16 protein-coding genes and 1 pseudogene are annotated in these 19,501 nt (G+C 47.7%); 13 read left to right on the forward strand and 4 right to left on the reverse strand.

The annotated features are described in order from the left end of the window. Nucleotides 1-67: 67 nt before the first annotated feature. The 4 genes from AC4EHJ_RS02535 (at nucleotide 68) to AC4EHJ_RS02550 (ending at nucleotide 4,598) form a co-directional block, all read left to right on the forward strand. Entirely contained in the window at nucleotides 68-559 is a 492-nt protein-coding gene (locus tag AC4EHJ_RS02535; protein ID WP_490974018.1) for a DinB family protein, read from the forward strand. A 142-nt stretch (nucleotides 560-701) separates the two neighbouring features. Then, entirely contained in the window at nucleotides 702-3,416 is a 2,715-nt protein-coding gene (gene acnA / locus AC4EHJ_RS02540; protein WP_490974019.1) for an aconitate hydratase AcnA, read from the forward strand. A 449-nt stretch (nucleotides 3,417-3,865) separates the two neighbouring features. After that, nucleotides 3,866-4,306, forward strand: a complete 441-nt coding sequence (locus tag AC4EHJ_RS02545) for an acyl-CoA thioesterase (RefSeq protein WP_490974020.1) — start codon at nucleotides 3,866-3,868, stop codon at nucleotides 4,304-4,306. Then, nucleotides 4,290-4,598, forward strand: coding sequence for a hypothetical protein (locus tag AC4EHJ_RS02550; protein WP_490974021.1), 309 nt, complete (start codon nucleotides 4,290-4,292; stop codon nucleotides 4,596-4,598). Before AC4EHJ_RS02545 ends, AC4EHJ_RS02550 begins: the two co-directional genes overlap by 17 nt. 6 nt (nucleotides 4,599-4,604) lie before the next feature. On the opposite strand, the gene AC4EHJ_RS02555 is transcribed toward AC4EHJ_RS02550, so the two are convergent. Together AC4EHJ_RS02555 and plsY are read right to left on the reverse strand one after the other, a co-directional pair. Further along, nucleotides 4,605-4,904 (reverse strand): HesB/YadR/YfhF family protein, encoded by a 300-nt coding sequence (locus AC4EHJ_RS02555; protein ID WP_490974022.1) that lies wholly within the window; start codon nucleotides 4,902-4,904, stop codon nucleotides 4,605-4,607. Between the two features lie 26 nt (nucleotides 4,905-4,930). Further along, nucleotides 4,931-5,521 carry a glycerol-3-phosphate 1-O-acyltransferase PlsY gene (gene plsY, locus AC4EHJ_RS02560; RefSeq protein WP_490974023.1) on the reverse strand — a complete coding sequence of 197 codons (591 nt, stop codon included), beginning with the start codon at nucleotides 5,519-5,521 and terminating at the stop codon, nucleotides 4,931-4,933. Nucleotides 5,522-5,655: 134 nt separating this feature from the next. Between plsY and AC4EHJ_RS02565 the strand changes: the two genes are divergently transcribed. The 8 genes and pseudogenes from AC4EHJ_RS02565 (at nucleotide 5,656) to AC4EHJ_RS02600 (ending at nucleotide 17,213) form a co-directional block, all read left to right on the forward strand. Further along, nucleotides 5,656-6,063 carry a CoA-binding protein gene (locus AC4EHJ_RS02565; RefSeq protein ID WP_490974024.1) on the forward strand — a complete coding sequence of 136 codons (408 nt, stop codon included), beginning with the start codon at nucleotides 5,656-5,658 and terminating at the stop codon, nucleotides 6,061-6,063. Between the two features lie 122 nt (nucleotides 6,064-6,185). Then, nucleotides 6,186-8,156 (forward strand): DNA topoisomerase IV subunit B, encoded by a 1,971-nt coding sequence (gene parE / locus AC4EHJ_RS02570; RefSeq protein ID WP_490974025.1) that lies wholly within the window; start codon nucleotides 6,186-6,188, stop codon nucleotides 8,154-8,156. Continuing rightward, the gene (gene parC / locus AC4EHJ_RS02575; RefSeq protein ID WP_490974026.1) at nucleotides 8,153-10,594 is read left to right on the forward strand and encodes a DNA topoisomerase IV subunit A; all 2,442 of its coding nucleotides are present in this window, start codon (nucleotides 8,153-8,155) and stop codon (nucleotides 10,592-10,594) included. The genes parE and parC overlap by 4 nt, the downstream gene beginning before the upstream one ends. A 318-nt stretch (nucleotides 10,595-10,912) precedes the next feature. After that, complete coding sequence (locus AC4EHJ_RS02580; RefSeq protein WP_490974027.1) at nucleotides 10,913-12,508, forward strand: long-chain-fatty-acid--CoA ligase; 1,596 nt, start codon at nucleotides 10,913-10,915, stop codon at nucleotides 12,506-12,508. A 127-nt stretch (nucleotides 12,509-12,635) separates the two neighbouring features. Next, nucleotides 12,636-12,950, forward strand: a complete 315-nt coding sequence (locus tag AC4EHJ_RS02585; RefSeq protein WP_490974028.1) for a TIGR04104 family putative zinc finger protein — start codon at nucleotides 12,636-12,638, stop codon at nucleotides 12,948-12,950. Between the two features lie 257 nt (nucleotides 12,951-13,207). Next, on the forward strand, nucleotides 13,208-15,049 hold the full coding sequence (locus AC4EHJ_RS02590; RefSeq protein ID WP_490974029.1) for a beta/alpha barrel domain-containing protein: 1,842 nt from the start codon (nucleotides 13,208-13,210) through the stop codon (nucleotides 15,047-15,049). A 32-nt stretch (nucleotides 15,050-15,081) separates the two neighbouring features. After that, nucleotides 15,082-15,635: pseudogene (locus tag AC4EHJ_RS02595) on the forward strand (GNAT family N-acetyltransferase). 363 nt (nucleotides 15,636-15,998) lie between these two features. After that, nucleotides 15,999-17,213 (forward strand): MFS transporter, encoded by a 1,215-nt coding sequence (locus tag AC4EHJ_RS02600; RefSeq protein ID WP_490974030.1) that lies wholly within the window; start codon nucleotides 15,999-16,001, stop codon nucleotides 17,211-17,213. Nucleotides 17,214-17,235: 22 nt separating this feature from the next. Here the strand turns inward: AC4EHJ_RS02600 and AC4EHJ_RS02605 are convergent, their stop codons facing one another. Both AC4EHJ_RS02605 and AC4EHJ_RS02610 read right to left on the reverse strand, forming a co-directional pair. Next, nucleotides 17,236-17,799, reverse strand: a complete 564-nt coding sequence (locus AC4EHJ_RS02605) for an ArsR family transcriptional regulator (RefSeq protein ID WP_490974031.1) — start codon at nucleotides 17,797-17,799, stop codon at nucleotides 17,236-17,238. A 168-nt stretch (nucleotides 17,800-17,967) separates the two neighbouring features. After that, nucleotides 17,968-18,843, reverse strand: a complete 876-nt coding sequence (locus AC4EHJ_RS02610; RefSeq protein ID WP_490974032.1) for a hypothetical protein — start codon at nucleotides 18,841-18,843, stop codon at nucleotides 17,968-17,970. 71 nt (nucleotides 18,844-18,914) lie between these two features. On the opposite strand from AC4EHJ_RS02610, the gene AC4EHJ_RS02615 reads away from it, so the two are divergent. Next, the gene (locus tag AC4EHJ_RS02615) at nucleotides 18,915-19,436 is read left to right on the forward strand and encodes a hypothetical protein (RefSeq protein WP_490974033.1); all 522 of its coding nucleotides are present in this window, start codon (nucleotides 18,915-18,917) and stop codon (nucleotides 19,434-19,436) included. Nucleotides 19,437-19,501: the final 65 nt, after the last annotated feature.

Consider the following 19,501-nt stretch of genomic DNA (forward strand, 5'->3'; position numbering starts at 1 on the left):
TTATTATATAGAATAATAGGGTATGCCAATAGTGAGGAGTATTTGAGCAGATGGAAGGAGTGGACCCATGTACCAAAAAGACAACGAAAAGATTAGAAGAAAAGTGTTGGATGCTGTCGACGGCCTGTCCGACGAACAGCTCAACAAGAAACCGGCAGAAGGCGAATGGTCGCCGATGGAAATTCTCGAACACTTGAACTTGATGGAAGCGTATATCGCCAAAAACATATCCCGGGAACTGGCTTCCGAGCGCAGCGAGAAGGTTATCAAAAAGCCGATCCAGTTAACTGTCAGCCGCATGGTGAAAGTGGATGCGCCGGCGCCTCTTGCGCCGAGTGGTCAATTCATCCCGCTTGAAGACATGAGGTCGCGCCTCGCGACGTCACGTTTGCTGCTAGACAGCATTTACGACGGCACGACAGAAGACGTGCTTGAAAGCAAGTCAATGAAGCACCCGGTGTTCGGCAAGGTGCCGCTTGTGCAATGGTTCCCGTTTATCGGCCTGCATGAAAAACGGCATTTGAAGCAATTGGAAAAAGCCATCGAAAAAATCAAATGATATCCAAAAGAGTGATTCAAAAAACTTATCACATTCCATAATTTTAATGTAATTTACTTATGCTTTTGTTTTCGTTATGATAGAAGAGGAGAAAAGACTCTATTATAAGCCTTTTCAGAAGATTTAAAGGAGGAACATGATCATGGCAAAAAGCAGTTTGCACAACAGCCGCACTTCTTTTGAGCTCAATGGCAAAACGTATAACTTTTACCGTTTGGCTGCATTAGAAGAAGCAGGAATCGCGAAAGTATCACGGCTTCCTTATTCAATTAAAGTACTTTTGGAATCCGTGCTGCGCCAGCATGACGGATACGTCATCAAAGACGAGCACGTAGAAGAGTTGGCAAAATGGGGCAAAGATGCGAACAAAGAAGCAGAAGTTCCATTCAAGCCTTCACGCGTCATCTTGCAGGATTTCACAGGTGTTCCTGTAGTCGTTGATTTGGCTGCACTTCGTTCAGCAATGGCGAAACTTGGTGGAGATCCAGACAAGATTAACCCGGAAATTCCGGTTGACCTCGTCATCGACCACTCGGTGCAGGTAGACAACTACGGTACTGAAGATGCTTTGCGCATCAATATGGAGCTTGAGTTCGACCGCAATGCGGAGCGTTACCAATTCCTGAACTGGGCACAAAAAGCCTACGACAACTACCGTGCAGTTCCACCGGCAACGGGTATCGTTCACCAAGTTAACCTTGAGTATTTGGCAAACGTTGTCCATGCTGTACCGAACGCAGACGGCACTTTTGAAACATTCCCTGACACATTGGTCGGAACAGATTCACATACGACAATGATCAACGGAATCGGCGTACTTGGCTGGGGCGTTGGCGGAATTGAAGCTGAAGCGGGCATGCTCGGACAGCCTTCTTACTTCCCGATTCCTGAAGTTATCGGCGTGAAAATGACAGGCGAATTGCCGAACGGTGCAACAGCTACCGATTTGGCGCTTAAAGTGACTGAAGAATTGCGTAAAAAAGGCGTAGTCGGGAAATTCGTCGAGTTCTTCGGACCTGGCGTTACGAAATTGCCGCTTGCTGACCGTGCGACGATTGCCAATATGGCTCCTGAATACGGCGCAACTTGCGGATTCTTCCCGGTTGACGAAGAAGCTCTTAACTACATGCGTTTGACTGCACGTTCTGCTGAACAAATCGCGATCACAAAAGCATATTTGCAAGCGAACGACATGTTCTTCACCGTTGAGAACGAAGATCCAATCTACACAGACGTTGTGGAAATGGACCTTTCAACAATTGAACCGAACCTTGCTGGACCGAAACGCCCACAAGATTTGATTCCTTTGTCTCAAATGAAGACTGAGTTCAACAAAGCGGTAACGGCTCCTGAAGGACCGCACGGTTTTGCGCTTGATGCGAATGAAATCGCGAAATCAGCTACGGTCAACTTCAAAGACGGCCGCGTTGCTGAGATGAAGACAGGGTCGCTAGCAATTGCTGCTATCACATCTTGTACAAATACATCTAACCCGTATGTAATGCTTGGCGCTGGTTTGGTCGCTAAAAAAGCGGTTGAAAAAGGTTTGACGCCGCCTGCATACGTGAAAACTTCACTTGCGCCAGGTTCGAAAGTTGTAACAGGCTATTTGAACGATTCTGGATTGCTTGATTACATGAACCAAATCGGCTTTAACCTTGTGGGCTACGGCTGTACAACGTGTATCGGTAACTCTGGCCCATTATTGCCTGAAATTGAAGATGCGATTCTTGACAACGATTTGCTTGTTTCTTCTGTACTTTCCGGTAACCGTAACTTTGAAGGGCGTATCCATCCGCTTGTCAAAGCCAACTACTTGGCGTCTCCGATGCTAGTAGTCGCTTATGCACTTGCTGGAACAGTTGATATCGACTTCGCTGTTGATCCAATCGGCAAAGACAAAGAAGGCAACGATGTGTTCTTCAAAGACATCTGGCCAACAACTGAAGAAATTAAAACAGTCGTGGCTGATACCGTGACGCCTGAATTGTTCCGCAAAGAATATGAGCATGTATTCAGCGAGAACGAAGCATGGAACGCAATCAAGACTAACGACGATGCGTTATACGCATTCGACGAAGAGTCGACTTATATCCAGAACCCGCCATTCTTTGACGGCCTTTCGAAAGAACCGGCTCCAATCCAGCCATTGGCTGACTTGCGCGTAGTGGCTAAGTTTGCTGACTCGATCACGACTGACCACATTTCACCAGCTGGGGCGATCGGCAAAGATACGCCAGCAGGCAAATACTTGCGTGAAAAAGGCGTCGAGCCTCGCAACTTCAACTCTTACGGCTCACGCCGTGGGAACCATGAAGTTATGATGCGCGGAACGTTCGCGAACATCCGCATCCGCAACCAGGTTGCACCAGGCACAACAGGCGGCTACACAACGTACTGGCCGACTGGTGAAACAATGGCAATCTACGATGCAGCGATGAAATACCAGCAAGAAGGCACTGGTCTTGCAATCTTGACAGGAAAAGACTACGGCATGGGCTCGTCTCGCGACTGGGCTGCCAAAGGTACATTCCTATTGGGCATCAAAACTGTTATTGCTGAAAGCTACGAGCGGATTCACCGCTCGAACTTGGTAATGATGGGCGTCTTGCCGCTTCAATTCTTGAACGGCCAAAACGCTGAAGTCCTTGGCTTGACTGGACGCGAATCCATCTCTGTCAACTTGTCTGATACCGTTAAACCACGCGATATCCTGACAGTGACTGCAACTGCTGAAAACGGCGACGTGACTACTTTTGAAGTACTTGCTCGTTTCGACTCAGAAGTAGAAGTAGATTACTACCGCCACGGTGGTATCCTTCAGATGGTACTCCGCAACAAATTGCTAGAAGTGTAATAAATTCATAGAAAAGCGTCCTGGATCGAATCCAGGACGCTTTTTTTATGCAAAAAATTGGGTACGGAAAGTATTTTGCTGCGCAAAGGAAGTTAAACGCTGGTGAGAGGAAGTATTTATCGCTTGAGAGAATGTATTTCGCGATACAGGGGAAGTAAATCCTTAATTTTCCAAATAAAACATCTGATAATCTATAAAAGAGCGTTCTCTATCCATTCTAGCAAGCTCTTTTTTGCAGATCATGAGATATGGAAAGTATTTTGAGACGCAAGGGAAGTAAAGCGCGTAGGAAAGTAGTTATTTTGCGATACCGGAGAAGTAAATCCTTAATTTTCCAAAAAAACCTAAAGAAGTCTTCAAAGATTTCAATGAAAATGGCGTGCCAGGCAGGCTTTTCTTTTTCGATTCCACTGAGTCTCTTGTATACTTAAATGAGAGGTGAAGGAAGAATGTTTATTAGTGAAAAAGAGATAGAGATCCGCTATGCGGAAACCGATCAAATGGGCGTTGTCTACCACGCCAATTACATCATTTGGCTGGAGATCGGCCGCACGAAGCTTATTGAAGACCTGGGTTTTACCTATGCGGGGATGGAGAGCGAAGGCTATCTGTCGCCGGTGACCGATGTGTCGATCCAATACAAGGCGCCGATGCGCTACGGCCAGAAAGCCATTGTCCGTACATGGGTGGAAGAACATGGCCGCCTGCGCACGACGTATGGCTATGAGATTCTGCACGAAGACGGTACGCTTGCAGCAAAAGCGACATCAGAGCACGTTGTGGTGAAAAAAGAGACATTCCGGCCAGTATCGATCCAGAAGGCGTTTCCGGGATGGCATGAAAAATACCAGGAAGTTAAAAGGAAGGATTCAGATGGCGTTCGGAATTAAGCGCGAAGAGCTCGTACGCTGGAAGCTCGATGTGGAAGAAGGGAAAATCGCCTTTTTGACGCATTATTGGGTGGATGAACGGTTCGTGGGCTGTTCAACGGTGACGAAAGTCGGCTGCTGCGATTTGGAAAAGCTGGAGCAATGGGGACGCCAATACGGCTTGAAGCCGGAATGGATGGACCTGCGCAATAATTATCCGCATTTCGACTTGTTCGGCGAACATCAAGTCCGCATTTTGAAAGAAGAAAACATGCTGCACCAATTGCATAAATTCAAAAAAGACAACGCGTGAAGTTTCTCACGCGTTGTCTTTTTTATAATCGTAATTCAATTCTTTCAAGTCGTCGTTCACGCTCACTAGCAAATCATGACCATCAAAATACCAGAGGTCGGTTTCTTCGATATAGTAGGTGACGTCGTCTTGTTCAATACTGACGGCCGTTTCCCCAGGCTGGTCTTTCGTTACGCCGAGCGAGAATCCCGGCTGCAATTTGCTTGAGCCGCCGTAGCGGACGAAAAATCGGACTTTGTCTCCCGCTTCTACTTCCATTTCTTTCGAGAACCATTCGAATGCATCTTCACTGATGTTGATCTGCATGCGCTGCACGCCCTTTCAATGGCATTTCACCATTTGATTTTCGGCTCTGTGCCGGCCTTGATTCGTGCGATATTCGCCCGGTGGCGGTAGATGATAAAGCTCGCCAATATGAGGATGACAATCAAAAATGGATAATCTTCTGAATAAAATGTATAAATAACTGTATAAATAACTGCAACTACTGCTAAAATAATGGAAGATAGCGAAACCATTTTTGTGATTTTTAGGGCAATCAGCAATACAGCGACTGCGAGCAGGAACAATGGCCATTGATAGCCGAGCAGGATGCCGCCGGATGTTGCAACCGCTTTTCCGCCTTTGAATTTCGCAAAGACCGGAAACATATGGCCGATGACCGCGATGACGCCGAAGACGAGCGGGTGGATTGATGTGTCGATGTAAAACGGAATCATGGTTGCGGCAGTCCCTTTCAGGATGTCGAGGATCGTTACGGCGATTCCCGCTTTTGCGCCGAGTGTACGAAAGGTGTTGGTGGCCCCTAGATTCCCACTGCCTTTCGTGCGGATATCCGTCTTGTAAAACAGTTTCCCTACCCATAACGCGGAAGGGATCGAACCGAGCAAGTAAGCTAAAATAAGGGGAAGCAAAATGTCCATGGAAAACTCCTTTGGGCCATACGTATTTGTTTTTTAAGTTTAACATGAAGCGAGTTCATTGAACAATATCCGATCGTTTATTCAACAACGCAGCGGAAATCATGTATGATAGAATAAAAGGACAGGTGAAGTGAATGCACAATCCAAACCGTGAAAAAATCAAAAAAGTTCTTGATGATTCCAAAACCATTGCTGTCGTGGGGCTGAGCCCGAATCCTGACCGTACCTCTTATATGGTGTCGGAAGCGATGCAGCGGGCAGGCTATCGGATCATCCCGGTGAATCCGAGAGCGGACAACGTGCTCGGCGAGAAAAGCTACGCGTCATTGGCGGATATCCCGGAACCGGTCGATATCGTCAATGTCTTCCGCCGCAGTGAATTTCTGCCGGATCTGGCGCGGGATTTCAAAGCCATCGATGCTCCGGTATTCTGGACCCAATTGAATGTGGTGGACGAAGCGGTATTCGATGACTTGACCAATGCAGGCTATACGGTTATCATGGACCGCTGCATCAAAGTGGAACACGCCATCCTCAAATAAGAGCTTTTTTAGGATAAGAGGGCGCCTAGCTCTCTTTTTCTATGATTATTGACAGATTGGCCCGTTATCGATACGATTAAAGACAAAGAAATGCGAACAGATGTTTTGTTGGAGGGAAAAGAATGGCCAAAACAAAAAGTACGGCATACAACGAAGAAGCAATTCAAGTACTCGAAGGCCTAGATGCCGTTAGAAAACGCCCGGGTATGTATATCGGTTCGACAGACGCCAGAGGACTGCACCATTTGGTTTATGAAATCGTCGACAACTCGGTTGATGAAGCGCTTGCCGGATTCGGCGACAAGATCAGCGTTACGATCCACGAAGACAATAGCTTGAGCGTCCGCGACCACGGCCGCGGCATGCCAACGGGAATGCACCGAAGCGGCAAACCGACGCCTGAAGTCATTTTGACTGTACTCCACGCCGGCGGCAAGTTCGGCCAAGGTGGCTATAAAACAAGTGGCGGACTCCACGGAGTCGGTGCTTCAGTCGTCAACGCGTTGTCCAAATTCTTGGAAGTGACGATTTTCCGCGATGGCAAGAAATACCGCCAGCGCTTCGAAAACGGCGGCAAACCGGTCACGACGCTTGAAGAAATCGGAACGACAAAAGAAACCGGTACCGAAATCCATTTCCTGCCGGATGAATCGATTTTTTCAGTGACGAAATACAATTACGAAACCTTGAGCGAACGTCTGCGCGAATCGGCGTTCTTGTTAAAAGGATTGAAAATCGACTTGACGGACAAGCGTACCGGCATGCAGGACTCGTTTTTCTACGAGACCGGCATTGAAGCGTTTGTTGCTTACTTGAACGAAGAAAAAGACGTACTGCATAAAGTCGCCTATATCGAAGGCAATCAGGATGAACTCGAAGTGGAGTTTTCGTTCCAGTTTAACGACGGTTATTCGGAAACGATTTTGTCATTCGTCAACAACGTCCGCACACGCGATGGCGGAACCCACGAAACTGGCGCAAAAGCGGCAATGACGCGTGTCTTCAATGATTACGCACGAAAAATCAATTTATTGAAGGACAAAGATAAGAACTTAGAAGGCTCGGACATTCGCGAAGGATTGGCCGCAATCATTTCCGTCCGCATTCCGGAAGCGATGCTGCAGTTCGAAGGGCAGACGAAAAGCAAGCTCGGCACAAGTGAAGCGCGCAGCATTGTCGACGCAGTTGTATCGCAGAAGCTGATGTATTTCATGGAAGAAAACGCTGATTTAAGCGCATCGCTCGTCCGGAAAGCAATTCGCGCGTCACAAGCGCGCTTAGCTGCACGGAAAGCTCGTGAAGATGCCCGTAACGGCAAAAAGCGCAAAAAATCGGATGCGTTATTATCGGGCAAATTGACGCCAGCACAATCCCGAAACGCCTCGAAAAACGAATTGTACCTGGTGGAGGGCGATTCGGCCGGCGGTTCAGCGAAGCAAGGCCGCGACCGCACGTTCCAGGCGATCTTGCCGCTGCGCGGGAAAGTCGTCAATACTGAAAAAGCGAAGCTTGAAGACATTATGAAAAACGAAGAGATTTCGACGATTATCCACGCAATTGGCGGCGGAGTAGCGGCGGATTTCTCGGTGGCGGACATCGCCTATAACAAAGTTATCATCATGACCGATGCGGATACCGACGGCGCGCACATTCAAGTGTTGTTGCTGACGTTCTTTTACCGCTATATGAAGCCGCTCATTGAAGCCGGCAAAGTGTTTATCGCATTGCCGCCGCTGTTCAAAGTTTCAAAAGGCGTGGGCAAAAAAGAAGTGGTCGATTATGCCTGGACGGAAGCCGACCTTGAAGCATCTACGAAAAAAGTGGGCAAAGGCTATATGCTGCAGCGCTATAAAGGTCTTGGCGAGATGAACGCCGACCAATTATGGGAAACGACGATGAATCCGGAAACCCGGACATTGATCCGCGTTACGATTGAAGACGCAGCGCGCGTGGAACGCCGGATTACGACGCTTATGGGCGATAAAGTAGAACCGCGCCGCTTGTGGATTGAAAACAACGTCGACTTCGGTATGGAAGAAGACGGCAACATTTTGGAAAATGATTTAATTCATGCTGAGGAGGAAGTTGTATGACACAAACCGAACGTTTTCAAGATCTGCCATTAGAAGAAGTCATCGGCGATCGGTTTGGGCGTTACAGTAAATACATCATCCAGGACCGCGCACTTCCGGATGCGCGCGACGGGTTGAAACCTGTTCAGCGCCGGATTTTATATGCCATGTACAAAGAAGGCAATACCAACGATAAAGCGTTCCGGAAATCCGCCAAAACAGTCGGTAACGTAATCGGTAATTATCATCCCCATGGAGATACTTCCGTGTACGAAGCAATGGTGCGCCTAAGCCAGGACTGGAAAGTGCGCCACATGTTAGTTGAAATGCACGGGAATAACGGCTCGATGGATGGCGATTCGCCAGCTGCGATGCGTTATACTGAAGCACGTTTGTCGGCGATTGCCGGCGAATTGCTGCGCGATATCGACAAGCGCACCGTAGAATTCATCCCGAATTTCGATGATTCGGATATGGAGCCTACGGTCTTGCCGTCGCGTTTCCCGAACTTGCTAGTAAACGGTTCGACAGGAATTTCTGCCGGCTATGCGACGGATATCCCGCCGCACGCTTTGCATGAAGTGCTTGACGCTGTGCTTATGCGTATGGATAATCCGGACGCGACGGTCGAAGAACTGATGACGGTCATCAAAGGGCCGGATTTTCCGACTGGCGGCATTATTCAAGGCGTCGACGGCATCCGCAAAGCGTATGAAACCGGTAAAGGTAAGATCATTATCCGTTCGAAAGCGGATATCGAGCCGTTAAAAGGTGGTAAAGAACAAATCGTCATCACCGAAATCCCGTTTGAAGTCAATAAAGCCAGCATGATCAAAAAAATCGATGACCAGCGCTTCGACCGCAAACTCGAAGGCATTTCGGAAGTTCGTGATGAATCCGACAGAACCGGACTGCGCATCGTCATCGAATTGAAAAAAGACATGGACGCTAACGGCATCTTGAATTACCTGTACAAAAACACGGATCTTCAAGTCAGCTATAACTTCAATATGGTGGCGATCCACAAACGCCGCCCGACGATGATGACGCTGCAGACATCACTTGATGCTTACATCACTCACCAAAAAGAAATCGTCACGAAACGCACGGAATTTGATTTGCAGAAAGCGAATGACCGGATGCACATCGTCGAAGGCTTGATCAAAGCGTTGTCAATTCTCGATGAAGTCATCAAAACGATCCGTGCGTCGAAAGACAAGCGCGATGCGAAGAACAATTTAATTTCTTCGTTCGCCTTTTCAGAAGCACAGTCGGAAGCCATCGTCAGCTTGCAGCTATACCGTTTAACGAATACCGACATCACAGAATTGCGCAACGAAGCGGATAGCTTGAAAAAGCTCATCGCTGAATTGACTGGGATTTTGACAAGTGCCACGAAGCTGAAAAATGTCATCAAGAAAGAGTTGGCCGTTATCCGCAAGCAATTTGCAGAACCGCGCCGGTCGGTCATCGAAGACAAAATTCAGGAAATCACCATCACGCGTGAATTGCTGATTCCAAGTGAAGACGTCGTTGTTACGGTCACGAAAGAAGGCTATGTGAAACGTACAAGTCCGCGTTCCCATGCAGCATCGAACGGCCAGGATTTCGCTATGAAAGATTCTGACCATCTATTGTTCGAGCGCAATTTAAATACGCAGCACACGATTTTGATATTCACGACCGGCGGCAATTTCGTTTTCCAGCCGATCAATGAGCTGCCGGATATCAAATGGAAAGATCTCGGCCAGCATTTATCAAGCATTGTGCAGCTGGAACCGAACGAATCGATTTTGGCAGTATATCCGTTTGAGAATTTCGAAGCCGACGAGAGCATTTTGACCGTTTCGAAAAACGGCATGGTGAAACGTTCGGCGCTGAAGGATTATCACATCCAGCGCTACTCGCGCGCAATTAAGACGATGAACCTTAAAGGCGACGACAAAATGATTTTTGCCGGCGTCGTAACAAAAGAAACTGAAGTGTTCATTGCAACGAACCAGGCATACGGCGTGCGTTTCCCGCTCGAAGAAATTCCTGTGACGGGACTTCGTACAGCAGGGGTAAAAGGCGTCAACTTGAAAGACGGCGATACTGTTGTATCGGCTATCATGATCGATCCGCAGCAAAAGCAAGACCTTGTATTGGTCACGCAGCGCGGAGCCGCCAAGAAAATGAAGCTTCAGGAATTTGAAATCGGAAGCCGCGCGAAACGCGGCGTCGTCATGCTGCGGGAATTGAAATCAAATCCCCACCGTGTCGTCTGCGTACTGTCGGTATCCGGTTCAGAGGAAATCTTAATGGAAACAGCAAAAGGTGTCCGACTTCCGCTTGCAGCAACAGCGTTAAAAACAGTTGACCGCTATTCGAACGGCTCATTCATCATAGATGAGAGCTCGGACGGAAAAGTAACAGCAGTTTACAAGAAAGAAATGCCCGCTCCAAAAGAGCAAGCGTGAATAAGGTGAAGGGAAGGGGTAGTCCATTTATGGGCTATCCTTTTTAGGTGTGCTAGGTTCTTTAAAAAGAGCAGGATGAAGTATAAGTCAATACTTATGTTTTAAATATTATTATTATGTAATCTAACTAAAGGAGACATATCCATTTTTCATAAACCTCCCATAATCAAATGCTTATATATTGAATATATTAATTATGTAAACTATAAATGATAGTATTCGATAAATTCCGATTGCTTCGTTGACACAGTTTTCTTGGGTCCATATACTTGCTATATAACAGTTTTGCCTACTATAGATTCGGAAGGGGAAATGACCATGTTTGCACCATTAACGCCATTAGATTGGAAACGACGGGCCATCAAGTATTATCCGGAGAAAATTGCGGTCATTGATCAAGAGAAGAAATTTACATATAAAGAGTTCGGCAAGCGGACGGACCAGTTGGCATTTGCGCTCCAAAGCGCCGGTATTTTGCAGAACGACCATGTAGCAGTTATGCTGCCGAACACTCATTATATGTTGGAATGCTTCTACGGCATTTGCCAACTCGGTGCGGTTATGGTGCCGCTCAATTACCGGTTAGCGGCAAAAGACCTTGAGTACATCATTCGCCACAGCGACGCGAAAATGATCATCGTCGACGCAGAGTTCGGCAAATTGCTCGAAGAGATTCAGCACAGTCTGCCGATTGAAAAATTCATTGTGGTGGATGTCCCAGGCCATGAATCTGCCCTTGAGGGGGTGTCGTACGAGGAATTTATCAGCGAAGTGCCGGCAGACGCTGTACTGCCGGATTTTGACTTCGATGAGAATCACATGCTGACGCTTAATTATACAAGCGGCACGACGTCGAATCCGAAAGGCGTCATGCTGACACACCGCGCCAATTACTTGAACGCCGCAAACTTCATGTACCATCTGAACGTAGTGCACGACGATGTCTATTTACATACCTTGCCAATGTTCCATGCGAATGGCTGGGGCGGCGTCTGGGCGCTGACGGCTGCTGGGGGCACGCATATTTGCTTGCGCAAAATTGATCCGCCGCTTATTTTGGAGCTGTTCGAAAAGCACAAAGTGACATTGCTATGTGGTGCACCGACCGTCGTCAACATGCTCGTCAATGAACCGAAAGCGAAAGAAATCAAGATTACCACGAGCCCGCGCATGGCTACGGCAGGAGCCCCTCCAGCTGCGGCATTGATCGCTAAGGCGCAGGCGGTGCTCGGCTTGAATATGATGCACGTCTATGGCTTGACCGAGACTTCGCCGTTCATCCTTTATTGCGAATGGCATAAGGCATTTGACGAGTTAACACCAGATGAGCAAGCGACGATTAAGGCGCGCCAAGGCATCGAGCTGGCGTTCAACGGTGAAACGAAAGTCGTCAGCCAGGAGGACGGCCGTGAAGTGGCTTGGAACGGCAAAGAGCTGGGGGAAATCGTCACTCGCGGGAACGTCGTCATGAGCGGCTATTACAAAGACCCTGAGAAGACTGCTGAAGCGATCCGCGACGGCTGGTTCTATACAGGAGATCTGGCGGTGACTTACCCGGACGGTTATATCGAAATCCAAGACCGCATCAAGGACATGATCATTTCCGGCGGCGAAAATATTTCGTCGACTGAAATCGAAGGCGTCCTTTACAAGCATCCAGACATCTTAGAAGTGGCCGTCATCGCGGTGCCGGATGAGAAATGGGGCGAAGTGCCGAAAGCCATCATCGTGTTGCATCCGGGTGCGCAATGCACCGAACAGGACATTATCGCTTATACGCGCGAAAACATGGCGCATTTCAAGACGCCGAAATCGATCGATTTTGTTGAAGCGCTGCCGAAAACGGCAACCGGCAAGCTGCAGAAATTCCGTTTGCGCGAAATGTACTGGAACAGTTCGAAAAAAGTGAATTAAGTAATTAAAAAAGATCGTTGGTAATTGTGGTAAACACTTTGCGGACGGTCTTTCTTATTAAGGTCTTATGCTACAAAAGTTTTTAATACTCTACTTCTTTAGAAAAAAGAAGGGGGCGGATGAAGCAATGCCGCGTTGTAAAAATTGCAGCTTTAAATGGAATTGGAAAGCATCTTTCCGAAGGTCTCTTTCACTTAACAACGGAATTCCTTGTCCGAACTGCGGAAGGCAGCAATATGTATCTGTGAAAACGCGCAGAAGATCTAGCTACGTATATTTAGCTTTATTTCTATTTCTCTATTTGACGGTCACACTATTAAATCTCACGATTGAAACGGCTATTGCGCTGGCTGTTATTACGTATGCAATTTTCCTCTTAGGCTACCCTGCTTTAATCGAGTTATCGAATACACAGGAAACTCGCAAACCGAAAACATCTTAAAATACGTAGCAGGCACCGCTAAAAGCGGTGTTTTTGTTTTTCTTTGAATTGATTCAAGCCTGAAAAAATTTATACTTCTTTTTATGAGAAGCGGGTCCTGCTATAGGCAAACTTTCGCTGAGCGCTCGTAAATTCTCCTGAACGCACATAAATGCTTTCCACCGACCAATACACTGCTCCACGCGTCGAATCTCGTATGGCAGAACTGGAATTTTCTGTGTATGATTAAAACAGAATGAAATTCAGGATGTGATGTTTTGCCGGATTGGACGTATCATACGATATTTAAGCCCGCGCTCGATAAACTGCCAGCTGCTACGGGCAGGAACTTTATCCACCGCGGCATGAACACAGTTTCTTCGCTTCCTGGGGGCGGCGCGTTTATTGAAATACTGGGCCATACCGAACCTTCCAAAAAGCTTCAGTCGATTGTTGCGGGGCTTGCTTTGTCGAACCCGGTCGGCTTGAGCGGGAAGATCGACCCTCTACTTGCCGGAACGGCTGCATTCGGCAATTTGGGCTTCGGCTTTATCGAAGTCGGCCCGGTGTCGGCCGAGCCGCAAAACGGCGAGTCTGTCCATTTCAATGAAACCACCGGCAGAATCGCGTTCTTTCGCCAAGGTGAGTCGCCTGGTGTAAATAAAACACGTGAGAAATTAGGAAAGTTAAAAAAGTTCAACAAACCACTGCTGATCCGCATCGATCCGGCAGCTTCTAAAGAGGAAGCGAACCGCTTGGTGCAGGAGCTGCACGGTTCAGGCGACGCTTTTATCGTGGCAGCCCCATTCACCAATAATGAATTTCAAGCATTGAGGCACGTGGCAAGAAACAAGCCGCTCCTCTACGCTTGCGATCATGCAAGCTTGGATCTCCCACGTCTTAGCGAATTGGCCGAAAACGGCTGCATCGACGGCGTCCTGGTTGAAGAACGCGGAATCGAGTCAGCTTTAGGCATCGAGTTCCCAAGGGACCAGACGGCTGAACTCGGAGCGGCAGTGAGGCGCGTAAAAGCCGAACTTCAATTGCCGATCATTACGGTTGGCGGTATTGCTGAACCTGGGGACGCCATTACGCTTTTCCGCTCCGGCGCTGATGCGGTCATCTTGTCCAGTGGCTATGTCGAGACCGGGCCGGGATTGCCGAAGCGGATCAACGAGGCCATCCTCCACGACCGGGAGCCGCAACAAGCATCACACAGCGTCTGGCATTGGCACTGGCTGTTCGGCTTTATCATGGCGCTTGCTGGCGCAGCAGCGTTGATTGTCAGCCTGACCGTCGTCGTGCTGCCCTATGATGAAACATTCCTGCGCTTGACGCGGCAAGAGCTGATCGCGTTGAACCCGCGGATCTACCGCTTTATGCAGCATGACCGGATGACCGTTGCCGGAACGATGATTTCGGGCGGTTTGATTTACATGCAGCTCGCGCGCCACGGCGTCCGGCGCGGCCTGCACTGGGCGAAAAGCGCGATTCATATCGCAGGAGCCTTCGGTTTTCTTGGCATACTGCTGTTTTTAGGCTTCGGTTATTTCGATTGGCTGCACGGCTTGTTATGGCTCATTTTGCTGCCGTTGTTCTGGAAAGGCTACCAAGCTTCGAAACCGCATAACGAGCAGCCGAAATCGGAAAACCGTACCAACCACAAAGCGTGGAAACGTAGTCTTTGGGGGCAGCTCGCTTTTGTGTCGCTTGGCGTCGCCCTAACAGTTGGCGGGCTGATCATTTCGTTGATTGGCGTAACTGGCGTCTTCGTCTCGACCGACATCGCTTATATCTGCATGCCGCCTGAACAATTGGCGTCGCTTAACGCCAGGCTGATTCCGGTAATCGCCCACGACCGGGCCGGATTTGGCAGTGCGCTGTTCAGTGTCGGCTTACTGATGTTGATGCTGGCGTTATGGGGCTTCCGGCAAGGTGAAAAGTGGGTGTGGCAGACGTTCTTGTTCGGCGGCATCCCGGCGTTCAGCGCGGCGATTTCGGTGCATTATCTCATCGGCTACACGACATTCATCCATCTATTGCCGGCGTTTATCGGCTTGGCGCTATACGGCATCAGCTTATGGTTTTCAAAGGACTTTTTCTTTTATAAGGAAGCGTGAGTTGATCCGTTTAAGGGGAAGAATAATAAAAGATGGAATGGGCCCGAAAAGAATTCAACGCAAACGGAACATCTTATGTAATTCGGCTGACTGAGGAGCGGGATGCAGAAGATCTTTCTTTGCTCCGGCTCTAGGCGGACGGAGAAACTGAAAACTTGGACAGGGAGTCCGGGGAAGGTTTCATAGATCCATACGCTTCCACTCGGTTGATTGCATTGGACGCTGAGAGCAGCCGTAACCTGTTTCTCGTGGCGGAAGTGGACGGAAAGCTTGCGGACTTTTCTCGCTGTCAGGGCACCCATCTTAGGCGTTCTGCGCATAAGGTGGAATTCGGAGTGATGATTCTTCAGTCGTACTGGGGAATCGGCATCGGCCAGAACTTGCTCCAGGAGTCAATTCACTGGGCGTATTCGACCGGTATGAAAAAAACGCCTTGAGCGTTAACGAAGGCAATGTTAAAGCGATTAAGCTTTATGAGAAAATGGGCTTTAAAGTTGAAGGGGTTTTGAAGAACGACAAACTTCTATCAGGCTTATGCTTTCGCAATACGATCGTTATGGGCCGAATAAAAAGCCCGTTATTGTGAGCGGTTGGGCCCTGCAAGATGTGGTATCGTAGTATGAACGCGCTTTAACGTGAACGAAGACAGTGGAAAAGGGGACAAGGGCTATGGATTCTAATCTGCTTAATATCATTGCCGTGGTCGCGGTATTCAGTTTAATCGTAATCGTACCGCTGGCTTTCGTATTCGGAATTTACACATTCAATAAACGAAAACGTAAATAAACAATGGGTTGGCTTCAAAACGAAAGAAGGGCGGAGAGATTCTGCCCTTCTTTTTTACGTTCTTAATAACCTAATACGTAAAAATTATTTTTAATGACTATTGATTCTCTCTTATTTATCGTTAAAATTAATTTTAACGATAAATATTATGAGGAGTGAACAAGTGTTAAAAAATAATACGATACGCAATTTGTGGTTAGGGCGGCTGGTTTCGATATCCGGTGATAGCTTATATGAAGTGGCGGTCATTTGGTATGTCTTTGAATTGACAAGAAATCCATTTTACACGGGATTGGCTGCCGCAATCGTCATGATTCCCAAAACCTTGAACTTCTTGTTTGGGCCGATCATTGAAGAGCTTAATAAAAAGAAAGTGCTGGTCTTTGCCCAATTCTTTCAATTTGTTCTTATGCTGGCCATTCCAGTGGGGATGGTGTTGGGGTATGAATCGCTTTTGGTGGTCCTCGCTATTTTGTTCCTAATTTCGTTCCTCGAGAATTTCCAAGGCACTGCAGAAATAGCGATCGTGCCTGAAATTGTACCGATAGGGCAGAGAGGCGCATTCAACTCGTTGTCAGCAAGCTCACAGCTCTTGGTCGACATTTCCATGAAAGCGGCATTTGCCGGGGCGATTCTGTTCATCGGTGTTGGCGGCATTTATTTTTACAATGCATTGACGTACCTAGCCGCGGCTCTTTTCTTTAGCTTTATGAAAACCGATAGCACTCGTCAGCAAAGCAACCCGCAGAAAATGGACTTGCCCCGCTACCGAAAGAGCCTGAAACAAGGATTCAGCTACTTTTTCACAGGAGGCTTGCTGGTCATCTGCTTGCCGTTTCTCGTAGCGAACTTTTCCTTTGGCATCACAAGCGCGATTTTGCCCATCTATGCAGCAGAACGTGGAGGCGGCGCTGCATATGGTTACTTGATCCTTGCCTTAACGATCGGCAATTTGATCGGTACTGCAGTCGTGGCGAAACTGTTGAAATATCCGCTTGGCGGAATGATGATTGTGCTGCCCGGCTGTTCATTCCTTTTGTGGATGCTTTCGGTGTTTACCGGAAATTTATGGGTTTCTATCATCATCTTCGGGCTCGCTTTTGTACAGTTTGGCATGATGAGCGTTCTGCTCGTCACCTTTTTGCAGACCGCAATCGATGAAGACAAATTGGCGCGGGTATCGTCGATCATCGACAGTGTCCTCGTTTCCGCCATGCCGCTCGGTGCGCTGCTCGGCGGAATCTTTGCGCCGGTGATTGGAGCGGGCAATATGATGCTGCTTGGCGGGGCAGGGCTAGCAGTGATTGCACTCTATTTTGCGATGAATAAAAAAATCCGCTCCATGCCGAAAATAGGAGCGGTCCGCCTGAACGAATAGAAGAAAAAAACCCCTACCGGCTTCATTCGTCGGCAGGGTTTGGTGCGCTTTCGTAAGTCAAAAGGGAAAACGTGTATTCTTTTGCGCCTGCTTTTCCTGCTGAATCGCGGGAATCCAGCATAAAGCGGATCATTTCGTTGACCTTAAGCCATTCATCATGCGTCAAAGAAGCGGTGGTTTCTGTATAGATGGAGCGAGAATAGATTTGTGCCGGTTCCTTTGTGCCATTCTCCAGATCCTCTTTCAGCAAAGCGACGCCTTTGTTCACTGACATCAAGATCATCGGCAAAAGGAAGTCGGCGTTGCGCGAAGCAAGTTCGCCTTCGAATTGCATGGTGTCGTTGTCGTCGAAAAGATGCTGGGACGAATAATACTTTTCAATCAAATTGCCCACTTGTTTTTCTTCACTCACTTCCAGCAGCCCCGTACCCAAGAGTTTTTGGATGGGGTAGTAGAGGCGAGAAGGCTTTTCCTCCATGCCGCCCGCGATTTCCTTGACGGTCTTCCCGCTATTTTTAACGGCCTGCAGGATCGCTTCGGTTTTGGGGTCGAAAATCAATTTCATCATATCTAAATTACTGGCCATTTTTTCGCCTCACTTTTTTTCGTATAATTAAATATTAACGCAATAAGATTTTTTAACAAATCTTTTCAACTCTGATTGTAACTTTTCTCTTGCGGAATTGGTCATATCGATTAAAAGCCGCCAATAAAATAAAAGATGAAGTTTTCGTTCAAGAAAAATTTTACGCAGTTAGCGGTATGAATAAATCTTCTTGTCGAGATGAGACCATTCACGGTTCAGCTCATTCCCATCGATCACTTTCCATGGGTTAAAGAAGGTCTGGCCGTTTTTATTGAAGAAAAGATCATTGCCAAGATGAAAAGAGGCATGTTGGACGATGCCTGCATTATTAAACCAGATCACCACATCTCCAGGGGCGGCCTCTTTTTCAATTGCCCTGTAATTTGCGCGGTGGAGTCCTTGTATAAACTTGTCGGGATGCACCCATTCGTCAGCTATCCACGCGTGGCCAGTGACGGCGAACAAGGTGGCCGATAAGCAATTGCTGCCATGGCTGTCGCTGTAGCGATTGGCGAACTGCTGTAAATGGGAGGGGGCCTCTTCAGGAAGCTCATGGCATTCCGGACTGTCCCATTGCACAGCGTATTCTTTAAAGAAACGTTTCTTTGACTCAAGAGGCAACTTCCGCCACCAGCTATACTGCATGACGGCTAGCACCGTTCCATCCTGTTCGACAGAGAAATCCTCAGGAGCTTCCGGAAGCATCGAAGCGGGAAAAACCAGCCCTCTGCCCGAGCCCGCTTGAACTTCGAGAAGGTGTTGCTTCTTTTGCAAAGCCATCCGCCCGATCCATTCCGGCAGTGCGACGAGTACATAAGACATACGGGCTTCGATATTCCAATACATATAGCTATTCGCAAGTTGAAGGCGCTTGTAGACCGCATGCGCCATGAATTCATTTCGCGGGACGACTAAGACATCTGTCAATTCACTTTCGAAATAAGTCAAATCCGCCTCTTCAATAAAAAACAGATCTTGGTTCGGGACAAAGGTGTCAATCCACGATGTTATTTGCTGCTCATTTGGTTCGATGGTGATTTTCATCTTCACATGCTCCTATGCTGACAGGTAGTTTGGGTAAGGCAAGGTTTTGCAATAGTAAAGGGGGGATGCTGATGAAAAAAGCTAGTTTAATTTTATTGCTATCAATCATTTTATTCGGTTGTCTACCGAAAGGGGGAGAACAGGCTCTTTATGATGCTCCTCCTCAAGAGATGCCGAGTGATTTCAATTTTTCTCTTCAATTCGGCATCCAGAAAAAGAATGAAATAAATACGTTCGAAGGAAAGTTGACGAAAGATTTGATTGCAGATGGGACTGCAACTGGTGATTTAATTTTAACAGAAGAAGAGATGGAAGATATTTACGAAAGAATGCGGGAGATAAAAATAGCAGAACCGAAGGATTTTACACCTGAACCTGTAAACGGGGAGATTTGTACGCTAGAACCGCATGAAGAAGATGAATGGAACATCGTGATCGACGGGGAGATGCTGACTCATTCAATTTCAGGGAGTTTTTGTGAACCGACGGACGATGCGAAGCAGTTCATTGAGTTAAGGAATGAAGTATTTAACAAAATTAAGAGGAAAGTGGAGTATAAATCACTTTCTGAGTCACGTGGCGGGTATGAATAAACTCGGATTATGAAACTTGATCGAGATAAACCGATTCTGACGCTCATCTACGATTGCTATATATG

The sequence above is a fragment of the Planococcus sp. TJ-301 genome (assembly GCF_058268475.1).